Origin of the sequence: Streptomyces sp. NPDC008150, from assembly GCF_042956945.1 — a bacterium.
Lineage (GTDB): Bacteria > Actinomycetota > Actinomycetes > Streptomycetales > Streptomycetaceae > Streptomyces.
The window spans coordinates 82535-94858 of record NZ_JBIBHJ010000004.1 but is presented as its reverse complement, the minus strand read 5'-3'; the positions used below and the strand labels follow the sequence as shown (position 1 = coordinate 94858).

Genomic DNA, 12324 nt, shown 5'->3' with positions numbered 1-12324 from the left:
CAATTTCCGTGAACCGAGTCAACAGCGTTCATGGATTTCTTTGAGTACACGCCTGTGAAGCGATGGGTCCCGCCCGCGCCGCTATGATCACGGCACGCGTCGACGTGGTCGACGGGGGACGAGGGGAGCGGGCGGGTGCGGGACAACGCGACTGAGGTGACCGCCGCCGGGATCGCCCGGCTCGCCGGCGTCGGGCGGGCCGCCGTCAGCAACTGGCGCCGCCGCCACGCCGACTTCCCCAAACCGGTCGGCGGCACCGAGACCAGCCCCGCCTTCGCCCTCGCCGAGGTCGAGATCTGGCTGCGCCGCCAGGGCAAGCTCGCCGAGGTGCCGCTGCGCGAACGCGTCTGGCAGCAGGTCGCCGGTCACCCCTCGGGGCCCGTCGCGGCCCTCGTGCACGCCGGGTGCGTGCTGCTGCTCGTCCACGACCGCCCCACGGTGTGGCTGGACGTGGGGGCCGGCTCCGACGAACGGCTCGCTGCGATGCTGCCCGGCGCGCTGGAGCAGGTGCTCGCGCCGCGCTTCGGCCCGACCGCCGGCACCGGCCGCGGGCGCGCCGCGGGCGCACCGGACGCCGCCGCCCCGCCGCGGTCGCCCGCCGCGCCCGCCGCCCCCGCCGTCCGCACCCCCGCGGGGCCCGAACTGCTGCCCGCCGCACCGCTGTTGCGCGGCGTGGTCGAGCTGGCCGCCGAACTCGGCGCCCGGCAGACCTTCGAGTTCCTCCTCGCCCGGCACCTCGACGCCAACCCCCGCCAGTACACGCTGACCCCCGCCGAACTCGCCCGCCTCATGGCCGACCTGGCCGGCCCGGCCCGCACCGCGCTCGACCCGGCCTGCGGCACCGGCGCCCTGCTCGCCGCCGTCGCCCCGGACCCCCGGCGCGACGGCGGCCGGGAGCTGTACGCCCAGGACGCCGCGCCCGACCTGGCCGCGCTCACCGCGCTCCGGCTCGCCCTGCACGCCCCCGCCGCCCGCGTGCGCGCCGCCGCGGGCGACTCGCTGCGCGCCGACGCCCACCCGGGGCTGCGCGCCGACGCGGTGCTGTGCCACCCGCCGTTCAACGAACGGGAATGGGGGCACGACGAACTCGCCTACGACCCGCGCTGGGAGTACGGCTTCCCGGCCCGCACCGAGTCGGAGCTGGCCTGGGTGCAGCACGCGCTCGCCCGGCTCGCCGACGGCGGCACCGCCGTGGTCCTGATGCCGCCGGCCGCCGCGTCCCGGCGCTCCGGCCGCCGCATCCGCGCCGACCTGCTGCGGCGGGGCGCGCTGCGCGCGGTGGTCGCCCTGCCGCCGGGCGCGGCGCCGCCGCACAGCATCCCGCTGCACCTGTGGGTGCTGCGCAGGCCCGGAAAACCCTCCGCGCAGCCCGAGTTGCTGCTCGTGGACACCGGCCGGTTCGCGGCGGACGGGCGCGGCGGGCCCGACTGGCGTGGAGTGCGGGACGCCGTGCTGGACGCGTGGCACGCCTTCGACGGCCCCGGACACCTCGACGAACTGCCGGGCCTGGCACGGTCGGTGCCCGTCATCGACCTCCTCGACGACGACGTGGACCTCGCCCCGCCCCGCCATCTGCCGCCCGTGTCGGCCACCGACGGCGCCGAGACGCTCACCGCGGTCCGCGAACGCCTCGATGCGACCCTGCGGCTGGCCGGCGACCTCGCCCCGACGCCCGCCGGGCCGGCGGGTGCCCCCGCGCCCCGGCCGCCGACCACCGTGGGCGAACTCGCGCGCGGCGGCGCCCTGTCGCTGCGCACCGGCGGCACCGGCGGCCACGCGCGCCTGCCGGTGCTCACCGACCAGGACGTCGCCGCCGGCACCGGGCCCACCGGGTCGCTGCCGGAGAGCGACGAGGAGGCCGTCGTCACCGCGCCGGGCGACGTCGTGCTGCCGGTGCTCGGCGGCGGCTCCGTCGCGCGGGTGGTCGACGAGACGACCGCGGGCGCCGTCCTGGGACGCAACCTCGTGCTGCTGCGCCCCGACCCGACACTGCTCGACCCGTGGTTCCTCGCCGGCTTCCTGCGCGGCACCGCCAACAACCGCCGGGCCAGCAGCTACGCGTCGACGGCGACCCGGCTCGACGTGCGCCGGCTGCAACTTCCCCGGCTGCCGCTCGACGAACAGCGGCGCTACGGCGCGCGGTTCGCCGCGCTCGACGAGTTCGAGCGGGCGCTGCGCGGCGCCGCCCGGCTCGGCGAGCAGCTCGTGCGCGGCATGTACGACGGCCTCACCAACGGCACGGTCCCTCCCGGGTGACCCCGCGCGGGCGGCGGTCGGCCGGGCCGGCGGGCGGAAGGCGGGCGTCCGTCCGTACCCGCCGGCACCTGCGGCGTCGTACGCGGTGATCAGTACGACAACGGTTCGGTACAACCCGGGACCGCCGCCGGGTGTCGGCCTATACGCTCGAAGCGACATTCGAACCAACGGCGTTGCCGCACCGGGGCGCCGGTCGGTCGGCAAGCCCCCTCAGGCATCAGGAGCAGCCATGCACGGCCACGGTCCCGCGCAGCCGGTGAAGCAGCCGCCCCCGGTGGCATGGCTGATCCTCCTCCGGGTGCTGTTCGTGGCGATCTCCGTGCTCAGCATCGGTTTCCTGGCCTGGGGGATGATGCTGCGGCTGGCGATCGTGACCCGCAAGTCCCTGGACTGGGGCCTGTTCGTGGCGGTCCTGGCGGCGGACGTGCTCAGCGTGGTCCTGATCGCCGCCGAGCCGGGCGACGAGATACACACCCCCGGCGGCTACACGGGCCTGTGCCTGCTCCTCGGCGCGCTCCTGGCCGGGATCGCGTACTACCTCGCCGCCGACGTCCGGCACTTCCAGCAACTCCGGTACGCCGCCTGGGCCCCGGGCCCGGCGTACGGCTACCCGCAGGGCGGAGCGGCCCCGTACACGGCCCCGCCGCCACCGCACGGCGCGCCGTCGCACACCCCGCCGCCGCCCGTCGCCGCACCGCTCACCCCGCCGCCGGCCTATGGCCAGGCCCCGTACTCGTCGGTGCCGCGGTCCGCACCGGCGCCCCGCCGGCCCGAGCCCGCGCGCCTGGACCAGGTGCGCGCCGAACTGGACGAACTCAGCGACTACCTGCGCCGTCACGAGGGCCGCCCCGACGGCGGCCCGGACGGCCCGAACGGTGCCAACGGCTCCAACGGCGGTTCCGGGAGCGGCAGATGACCGTCACGACCGGGCGGGCGGGACGGGTCGTCGCCGAGCGCTACGAACTGTCCACGCTCCTCGGTCAGGGCGGCATGGGCCAGGTCTGGACGGCGTACGACAAGCGCCTTGACCGCCGCGTGGCGGTGAAGCTGCTGCGCCCCGACCGGGTCGCGGGCCAGGAGGCGGACGAACTGCGCCGCCGCTTCGTGCGCGAGTGCCGGGTGACCGCGCAGGTCGACCACCCGGGCCTGGTCACCGTGCACGACGCGGGCAGCGACGGCGACGAGCTCTTCCTCGTCATGCAGTACGTCGACGGCGCGGACCTCTCGGACCACCTCGCCGAGCACGACCCGTACCCGTGGCCGTGGGCGGTCGCGGTCGCCGCGCAGCTCTGCGCCGTGCTGAGCGCCGTGCACGCGGTGCCGATCGTCCACCGCGACCTCAAGCCGCGGAACCTGATGGTGAAGCAGGACGGCACGATCACGGTGCTCGACCTCGGCGTCGCCTCCGTGATGGACACGGACACCACCCGTCTCACGCACACCGGTTCGCCGATCGGCTCGCCCGCGTACATGGCGCCGGAGCAGGCGATGGGCGGCGCGGTGGGCCCGTACACCGACCTGTACGCGCTGGGCGTGCTGCTGCACGAACTGCTCAGCGGCGAGGTGCCGTTCGCGGGCGCCACCGCCCTGGGCGTGCTGCACCGGCACCTGTACGAGCCGCCCCTGCCGGTGCGCCGGCTGCGTCCCGAGGTGCCCGAGCCGCTGGAGGCGCTGGTGCTGCGGCTGCTCGCCAAGGACCCCCAGCACCGGCCCGGTTCGGCGCAGGAGGTGTACGAGAGCCTCACGCCCCTGCTGCCCGCGCGCGGGACGCCCACCGGCGCGCCCCTCGACCCCACGCGCCCCTTCCTGCGCCCGCACGCCCCGTGGCCGGACCGCGCGCGCACGCCCGCACCGCAGCCCGCCCCCGTCGCGGCCGTGGCGGACCGGCAGGACGTGGCCGCGGCCGTCGACGAGGTGAAGCGGCTGCTCGGCGAGGGCCGCATCACCCAGGCCGTCGACATCCTCGGCACGATCCTGCCCGTCGCCGCCGAACAGCACGGCGAGCACTCCCCGGTGGTCCGCACGCTGCGCAAGCAGTACGCGGCGACGCTGATGGACGACGGCCAGTACCGGCGCGCGCTGCCGGAACTGCGCCGCCTCGCCGACCAGCGGGCGGCCGAGGCGGGCCGCGCCGACCCGCAGTCCCTGCGCTTCCGCTACGAGGCGGCGCAGTGCCTCGAACAGCTCGGGGAACCGGCGGCGGCGCTCGCCGAGTACCGCGCGCTGCTGCCGTACTACGAGAACCAGTACGTCTCCGGCGACCCCGCGCTCGCCCACGACGTCCGCCGCCGCATCGGCCACCTGCTGCTCGCCCTCGGCGACCGCAACGCCGCGCACGAGACCCTCGGGCGGCTGCTGCTGGACGTGGAGCGCCTCAACGGCCCCGGCCACCCCCTCGCCGCCGACATCCGGCGCACGCTCCAGTGGCTGGGCCAGGTGCGCGGCTGACGCCCGTGACCGACTTCCCCGCGCGCGGCGGTGCCCGAAGTCCCCGTGAATCGTTGGTCGAATGGGTTGGCCAGACCTGGGCCACTGCCTAACATCGATCACCGCAAGACTTTGTGCACCGCCGCACAATCTCCTCGGGAGGTTTCCTTGCACCGCCGCCGTCGCACCGCGCTCCTCCTGTCCGCCGCCCTCGTCGCCGCGGCCCCGCTCCTCACCGCCTGCGGGGGCGACACGCACCCCGGTGCCGCGGCCGTCGTCGGCGGGCAGCGGATCACCGTCGCGCAGCTCGACGAGCGGGTGAACGAGGTACGCGCGGCACAGCGTGCCGCGGTGCCCGACGAGGCCCAGTACGAACAGGCCGTCGCCAAGACGGGCAGCCTCACCCGGGACACCCTGCACGGCATGGTGCTCGACCGGGTCCTGCACCGCGCCGCCCAGGACGCGGGCGTGAGCGTCTCGCGCAACGAGGTCCAGCAGATGAAGGCGGGACTGGAGCGGGAGGTCGGCGGCGCGAAGGCGCTGCGGACCACGTGGCTCCAGCAGTACGGGGTGGCGCCCGCGCGGCTCGACGAGAACCTGCGCGTCCAGGTCGAGGCCCAGAAGCTCGCCAAGAGCCTCAACACCGAGACCAGCCAACCCGCCTTCTGGAAGGCGCTGTCCGCCGCCTCCAAGGAACTCCACGTCGACCTGAACCCGCGCTACGGCGCCTGGGACGTGCAGAAGAGCAGCCGCACCGATGCGGCCACCCCGTGGGTGCGCGAGGCGAGCGCCACCCGGGAAGCCGCGTAGCGGACAGCCGGACCTTCGTACGATCACACCGCGCACCCCCGCCTGTGGACAACGGGCGGGGCCGGTGAGCGGGGTGGGTTACGTTCGGTGGGTGAACGCAACCAGCTTCGAGCCCACCCCCGACCCGGACCGGGCACCGGACGACGCCGCAGGTCCCGGCCGTGTCGTCCTGCTCACCACCAGCCACCGCGTCGCCCCCGGACTGCTGTCGTGGCCCGCGTGGCAGACCCTGCGCACGGCCGACCGGATCGTGTGCGCGGACGGCGCCCACCCCCAGCTGCCGTACCTGCGCGAGGCCGGGCTGACGGTGGACGGCGCCTCGCCGTCCGCCGCGGAACTGGTGGACGCCTGCGCGGGCGGCCGGACCGTGGTGGTCGTGGCGGCCGGCGAGGGCGAGCCGGCGCTCACCGACGGACTGGCCCGGCTGGCCGGTTCGGGCCGGGTCGCGATGCCCGAACTGGAACTGCTCCCCGCCTCCTACGACCTGCCCGGTGCCCGCCTCCTGGACCTCGTCCAGGTGATGGACCGCATCCGCCTCGCCTGCCCGTGGTCCTCGCGGCAGACGCACAAGGGCCTGGCGAAGTACGCCCTGGAGGAGGCGTACGAACTGGTCGAGGCGATCGAGGACGGCGACCGGGACGAACTGCGCGAGGAACTGGGGGACGTCCTGCTCCAGGTCGTCTTCCACAGCCGCATCGCCGAGGACGACCCGGAGGCCCCCTTCTCCGTGGACGACGTCGCGGCCGGCATCGTCACGAAGCTGATCCACCGCCACCCGCACGTCTTCGGCGACGGGACGGCGCGCACCCCCGAGGAGGTCAGGGAGACCTGGCTGCGCACCAAGGCGGTGGAGAAGGGGCGCCTGTCGGTCACCGAGGGCGTCCCCGTGGGCCAGCCCGCCCTGGCCCTCGCGGCGAAGCTGTCGTCCCGGGTGCGCGCCGCGGGCCTGGACGTGCCGCTGCCGGCGGGCGACGGCCCCGGGTACGACCTGCTGGCGCTCGCGGTGCGGGCCGAGGCGGACGGGGTGGATCCGGAGGCGGCCCTGCGGGCGGCGGCCCGCGCGTACCGCGACGCCGTCCGCCTCACGGAAGAACAGGCGCGGCGAAAGTGAGCGACCGGCCCGGGACCCCGGCGGCCCCCGCACCCTCCGCCCCCCAGCCCTCCGCCCCCGCACCGGAGCTGTTCACCTGGGGGTTCGCCACCGACCCGTACCCCGCCTACGCCTGGCTGCGCGAGCACGCGCCCGTGCACCGCACGCGGCTGCCCAGCGGTGTCGAGGCGTGGCTCGTCACCCGGTACGCGGACGCGAAGGCGGTCCTCGCCGACCAGCGGCTGTCGAAGAACCCGGCCCACCACGACGAGCCGGCGAACGCCCGGGGGAAGACCGGCATCCCCGGCGAACGCAAGGCCGACCTGATGACGCATCTGCTCAACATCGACCCGCCGGACCACACGCGGCTCAGACGACTGGTGTCGAAGGCGTTCACGCCCCGGCGCGTGGCGGAGTTCGCGCCCCGCGTGCAGGAGCTGACGGACCGGCTCATCGACGCCTTCGCGGAGCGGGGGAGCGCCGACCTCATCCACGACTTCGCGTTCCCGCTCCCCATCTACGCCATCTGCGACCTGCTCGGCGTCCCCCGCGAGGACCAGGACGACTTCCGGGACTGGGCGGGCATGATGATCCGCCACGGCGGCGGACCGCGCGGCGGGGTCGCGCGGTCGGTGAAGAAGATGCGCGGCTACCTCGCCGAGCTGATCCACCGCAAGCGCGAGGCGCTGCCCGCCGAGCCGGCACCGGGCGAGGACCTCATCTCCGCGCTGATCCGCGCCTCCGACGAGGGCGAGCACCTCACGGAGAACGAGGCGGCGGCGATGGCGTTCATCCTGCTGTTCGCCGGGTTCGAGACGACGGTGAACCTCATCGGCAACGGCACGCTCGCCCTGCTGGACCACCCGGAGCAGCGCGAGCGGCTCCAGGCCTCCCTCGCCCGGGGCGAGCGGGACCTGCTGGCGACGGGCGTCGAGGAACTCCTGCGGTTCGACGGTCCGGTGGAGCTGGCCACCTGGCGGTTCGCGACGGAGGAACTGACCATGGGCGGGCAGCGAATCGGGGCCGGCGACCCCGTCCTGGTGGTGCTGGCCGCGGCCGACCGCGACCCGGAGCGGTTCCGCGACCCGGATGTGCTGGATCTCTCCCGGCGCGACAACCAGCACCTCGGGTACGGGCACGGAATCCACTACTGCGTGGGCGCCCCGCTGGCCCGGCTGGAGGGGCAGTTCGCTCTCGCCACGCTGCTCACCCGCCTCCCCGACCTGCGACTGGGCGTGGAACGCGAGGAGTTGAGGTGGCGCGGGGGGCTCATCATGCGCGGACTGCGCACCCTCCCGGTGGAGTTCACCCCGGCGGCCCCGGGAGCCCCGTCCGACCGGAAGTGACACTCCCTCAACTATGTGACCTTCATGTGATCCTCGCGGCATGAACTTGTGACAAGTGATGGCCTGCCTATAACTTCACGAATCGGCGCGGTACCCGGTCCGTCCGGCCCGCCGGCCAACGCTGTCTCGCGAAAGGTCTCCGCATGCTCTCCGGGAACGGTCGTCACCGTCGGCCCCGTCAGGCTCCGGCCATCCTTGTCGTGGCCGGAGTGACCGGCTCCGCCGTAGCCCTTCCGCTGTTCGCGGCGACCGGGGCGAGCGCCGCCACCCAGACGTCCGCGACCACCGCGGGCGTCACCTGGGACCGGGTCGCCGAGTGCGAGAGCGGCGGCGAATGGGCCTCCGACCCGGGCAACGGGTACTACGGCGGGCTCCAGTTGACGCAGGACGACTGGGAGAACTACGGCGGTCTCGACTACGCCGGCAGCGCCGACGAGGCCACGCGCGCCCAGCAGATAGCCGTGGCCGAGAAGATCCTCGCCGACCGCGGCCCCACCGCGTGGCCCGCGTGCGGACCGCTGTCCGGGCTGACGAAGCAGACCGGCGCCACGAGCACCACGAGCGGTACGTCGACCGACGACGCGGCGGGCTCGACGGCCACGGGCGACACGGACAGTTCGGACGGATCGGGCACGAAGGACTCGACGGGGTCGACGAGTTCGCCGGGCTCCTCCGGCGCGAGCGACTCCGCGGGCTCCTCCGGCGCGGACGGCTCGGGGCCGCTGGACGGGATCGTGCCCTCGGACGGCTCCTCGGACACCGCGGACCCCTCGGCGTCCACCGACCCCTCCGCCGCGGACGGTTCGACCGACTCCCCGTCCGGGACCACGACGCCCTCGGGGTCGCCCTCGGCCTCCTCGTCCACGCCGTCCCGGACGCCCTCGTCCCCGCTCGGCGGCTCCACGCCCTCCGCGTCGACCCCCGACTCGCTGTCGGCCGGCCGGGCGGTCGGCGGGCACGCCGTCCCGGGCGGTACGGGAGTGACGTCGAGCGGCGACGACAGTGCCGACAATTCGGACGAACTGGCCAATGCCTATGCGGCGGCGCGCGATTCGGGCAGCTCCGCGCTCGTCGACACGAGCGTCGGGCGCCACCGCGGCGGCAGCGCGAACGAGGCCGCCACGGCCACCAAGGCGGCCGCCCGGGACGCCTCGGCGGGCCGTCACGCCTCGCGCGGCGCCGGGGACACGCGCGCCGCGCTGGGCGACACCTACACCGTGCGCGCCGGGGACAGCATCGAGTCCATCGCCGACTCCCTTGACGTCAAGGGCGGGTGGGCCGCGCTGTACTCCGCGAACAAGAAGGAGATCGGCTCCGACCCGGACCGCATCGTTCCCGGTCAGACCCTTGATCTCAGTAGCTAATCGGGCGAAAACCAACGGGAGTTCGCGTCACGGTTCGCGGTCTAATGTCCCTTTTGGTGAAAGTGTGGGATGAGTCTCAGAAGCCCTGATCGTCTTTGAAATTCCCCGGATCGCATGTCTACGGTCATCACCGCTCGCCAACGCGGGCCCCGGTCGCCGCAACGCCGAATCCTGCCAGCGGCCCCCCGGGAACAGTCGTCGCGCAAGCGCCGTAGGCAGGAGCGGGGGACCCAAGGTAAGTGCCGTACCCGGCAGTTGAGACGCGAGTCGAGACCGCCGGGGACGGCTTGGGGTGAAGCCGCGCGTCGTCGTCGCACCACGGACGGGGACGCGTGGCCGGGCAACTCAACCGGCCCGAACCCGACAGCTCACCTCGCAGGCGTCGGTGAGGGGATCTCTCCATGCTGCTTTCCAGCAAGGGCAAGCACCGTCGCCCGTCCAAGGCCACCCGTGCCGTCGCCATCGCCGGCGTCGCCGGTGTCGCCGTCGCCGCGCCGCTGATGGCCGCCGGCAACGCCTCCGCCGCCACCGAGTCCCAGTGGGACACCGTCGCCTCGTGCGAGTCGGGCGGCAACTGGTCGATCAACACCGGCAACGGTTACTACGGCGGCCTGCAGTTCTCGGCCTCCACCTGGGCCGCCTACGGCGGTACGCAGTACGCGTCCGTCGCCAGCGGTGCCAGCAAGGCGCAGCAGATCGCCGTCGCCGAGAAGGTCCTCGCGGCCCAGGGCAAGGGTGCCTGGCCGACCTGCGGCACCGGCCTGACCGGCGCCTCCTACGACGGCGCCGCCGCCTCCAGCGGCTCGTCGTCGTCCTCGGGCTCCTCCTCGTCGTCGGGCGGCTCGTCGTCGTCCTCGTCGTCGTCCTCCGGCAGCACCGCCACCGGCACCTCGGAGCGCTCGGGCGACACGCAGGCCTCCCGCTCGCAGGACCGCCCGACCGTCACCACGACCACCGGCAAGAAGGTCAAGAAGGGTGACGGCGAGTACAAGGTCGTCAAGGGGGACACCCTCAGCTCCATCGCCCAGAAGCACCACGTGAACGGCGGCTGGAAGAAGGTGTTCAAGCTCAACAAGGACATCGTCGACAACGCCGACGTGATCTACCCGGGCCAGCAGCTCCACCTCAAGTAGGCGGTCACCCGCGGCAGTTCGTCCCCGACGGGCTCCGCGTGAGGTGAACCGGGCGGCCGGCCGACGGCCGCCGGGCCGCGACGCCCCACCGTCGCGCCCCGCGAGCGCGGCCGCCGCCCGGTACACGGCAGAACCACAGCGTCCTCACACGCTCGTCCCGCACCCTGGGGCGAACGTGAGGACCTTCCCCCCGTCCCCACGGGCTCCCCGCCCGGGTGCGTGTTCCCCCGTACGCACCCGGGCGGGGATTTTGCTGTCCGGAAGACACGCGCGCACCCGCGCCCGCGCGCGAGCGGAATCAAACGGGGCCGGAGCGCCGGGGGTGAGGGAATGTCACCGCGCGCGCCCCGTCCCGTCGCCCACGCGCCCCCGCGAAGTTCCGCGTTTTCCATCCCCCCTTTGTTCCGTCCATGAACAATGTGTACCGTCAGTCCGTCCACGGGGCGGTCGGTCGGCTGGCCGAAGCCCCGGGGACGGTTAGGCTCTAGTCGCGAGGCCAAGCGCCGAGCGCCCCGCACACTCAAGCGTCACATCCACGAAGGAGATGCTCGTGCCGTCCATCGACGTCGTCGTAGCCCGGGAAATCCTGGACTCCCGAGGCAACCCCACGGTCGAGGTCGAGGTCGGCCTCGACGACGGCAGCACCGGCCGTGCCGCCGTTCCGTCCGGTGCCTCCACCGGTGCCTTCGAGGCCATCGAGCTCCGCGACGGTGACCCCAACCGCTACCAGGGCAAGGGTGTCGAGAAGGCCGTCCTCGCCGTCATCGAGCAGATCGGCCCGGAGCTCGTCGGCTACGACGCCACCGAGCAGCGCCTGATCGACCAGGCGATGTTCGACTTGGACGCCACCGACAACAAGGGCTCGCTGGGCGCCAACGCCATCCTCGGCGTCTCGCTCGCCGTCGCGCACGCCGCGTCCGAGGCCAGCGACCTCCCGCTCTTCCGCTACCTGGGCGGCCCGAACGCGCACCTGCTGCCGGTGCCGATGATGAACATCCTGAACGGCGGGTCGCACGCCGACTCGAACGTCGACATCCAGGAGTTCATGATCGCCCCGATCGGCGCGGAGTCCTTCTCCGAGGCGCTGCGCTGGGGCACGGAGGTCTACCACACCCTCAAGTCCGTCCTGAAGTCGAAGGGCCTGTCCACCGGCCTCGGCGACGAGGGCGGCTTCGCCCCGAACCTCGGCTCGAACCGCGACGCCCTCGACCTCATCCTCGAGGCCGTCAAGCAGGCCGGTTACGTCCCCGGTGAGCAGATCGCCCTGGCACTCGACGTCGCCGCCTCCGAGTTCTACAAGGACGGCAAGTACACGTTCGAGGGCAAGGAGCGCTCCGCCGCCGAGATGACGGAGTACTACGAGGAGCTCGTCGCGGCGTACCCGCTCGTCTCCATCGAGGACCCGCTGTTCGAGGACGACTGGGCCGGCTGGAAGGTCATCACCGACAAGCTCGGCGAGAAGGTCCAGCTCGTGGGCGACGACCTGTTCGTCACCAACCCGGAGCGCCTGGCCCGCGGCATCGAGGAGGGCGCGGCCAACGCGCTGCTCGTCAAGGTCAACCAGATCGGTTCGCTGACCGAGACCCTCGACGCCGTCGAGCTCGCCCAGCGCAGCGGCTTCAAGTGCATGATGTCGCACCGCTCCGGCGAGACCGAGGACGTCACGATCGCCGACCTCGCCGTCGCCACCAACTGCGGCCAGATCAAGACCGGCGCCCCGGCCCGTTCCGAGCGCGTCGCCAAGTACAACCAGCTGCTGCGCATCGAGGAGATCCTCGACGACGCCGCGGTGTACGCGGGCCGTTCGGCCTTCCCGCGCTTCAAGGGCTGACCCGCCCGGAGCCGGCCCGGCGCGAGCCGGGCCCGCCCGGGGCTTGCCCGGCTCCGCCCGTCGTACG

Annotated in this window: 9 protein-coding genes and 1 riboswitch; all 9 genes read left to right on the top strand. The window is 73.9% G+C overall.

Features of this window, described 5'->3' with window-relative positions; translation table 11 throughout:
- Window positions 1–135 precede the first annotated feature (135 nt).
- The 9 genes from ACFZA0_RS12170 to eno all read left to right on the top strand — a co-directional run bounded on the left by ACFZA0_RS12170 (window position 136) and on the right by eno (window position 12257).
- Entirely contained in the window at window positions 136–2256 is a 2121-nt protein-coding gene (locus ACFZA0_RS12170) for an N-6 DNA methylase (RefSeq protein WP_391014587.1), read from the top strand.
- A 229-nt stretch (window positions 2257–2485) separates the two neighbouring features.
- Window positions 2486–3172, top strand: a complete 687-nt coding sequence (locus tag ACFZA0_RS12165) for a hypothetical protein (protein WP_391014585.1) — start codon at window positions 2486–2488, stop codon at window positions 3170–3172.
- The gene (locus tag ACFZA0_RS12160) at window positions 3169–4704 is read left to right on the top strand and encodes a protein kinase (protein ID WP_391014584.1); all 1536 of its coding nucleotides are present in this window, start codon (window positions 3169–3171) and stop codon (window positions 4702–4704) included. The genes ACFZA0_RS12165 and ACFZA0_RS12160 overlap by 4 nt, the downstream gene beginning before the upstream one ends.
- A 147-nt stretch (window positions 4705–4851) precedes the next feature.
- The gene (locus ACFZA0_RS12155; RefSeq protein WP_391014582.1) at window positions 4852–5493 is read left to right on the top strand and encodes a SurA N-terminal domain-containing protein; all 642 of its coding nucleotides are present in this window, start codon (window positions 4852–4854) and stop codon (window positions 5491–5493) included.
- Window positions 5494–5584: 91 nt separating this feature from the next.
- Window positions 5585–6604 carry a nucleoside triphosphate pyrophosphohydrolase gene (locus tag ACFZA0_RS12150; protein WP_391014580.1) on the top strand — a complete coding sequence of 340 codons (1020 nt, stop codon included), beginning with the start codon at window positions 5585–5587 and terminating at the stop codon, window positions 6602–6604.
- Window positions 6601–7929, top strand: coding sequence for a cytochrome P450 (locus tag ACFZA0_RS12145; protein ID WP_391014579.1), 1329 nt, complete (start codon window positions 6601–6603; stop codon window positions 7927–7929). The genes ACFZA0_RS12150 and ACFZA0_RS12145 overlap by 4 nt, the downstream gene beginning before the upstream one ends.
- Before the next feature lie 200 nt (window positions 7930–8129).
- Entirely contained in the window at window positions 8130–9293 is a 1164-nt protein-coding gene (locus tag ACFZA0_RS12140; protein ID WP_391014578.1) for a transglycosylase family protein, read from the top strand.
- A gap of 197 nt (window positions 9294–9490) precedes the next feature.
- Window positions 9491–9690, top strand: a riboswitch (cyclic di-AMP (ydaO/yuaA leader).
- A gap of 4 nt (window positions 9691–9694) precedes the next feature.
- Window positions 9695–10426 carry a transglycosylase family protein gene (locus tag ACFZA0_RS12135; RefSeq protein ID WP_391014576.1) on the top strand — a complete coding sequence of 244 codons (732 nt, stop codon included), beginning with the start codon at window positions 9695–9697 and terminating at the stop codon, window positions 10424–10426.
- A gap of 544 nt (window positions 10427–10970) precedes the next feature.
- Complete coding sequence (eno, locus tag ACFZA0_RS12130) at window positions 10971–12257, top strand: phosphopyruvate hydratase (RefSeq protein WP_391014574.1); 1287 nt, start codon at window positions 10971–10973, stop codon at window positions 12255–12257.
- Window positions 12258–12324 lie beyond the last annotated feature (67 nt).

Coding starts and splice junctions, on each gene's coding strand:
- ACFZA0_RS12160 (WP_391014584.1), top strand. CDS start 3,169: ATGACCGTCACGACCGGGCGGGCGGGACGGGTCGTCGCCGAGCGCTAC.
- eno (WP_391014574.1), top strand. CDS start 10,971: ATGCTCGTGCCGTCCATCGACGTCGTCGTAGCCCGGGAAATCCTGGAC.
- ACFZA0_RS12165 (WP_391014585.1), top strand. CDS start 2,486: ATGCACGGCCACGGTCCCGCGCAGCCGGTGAAGCAGCCGCCCCCGGTG.
- ACFZA0_RS12135 (WP_391014576.1), top strand. CDS start 9,695: ATGCTGCTTTCCAGCAAGGGCAAGCACCGTCGCCCGTCCAAGGCCACC.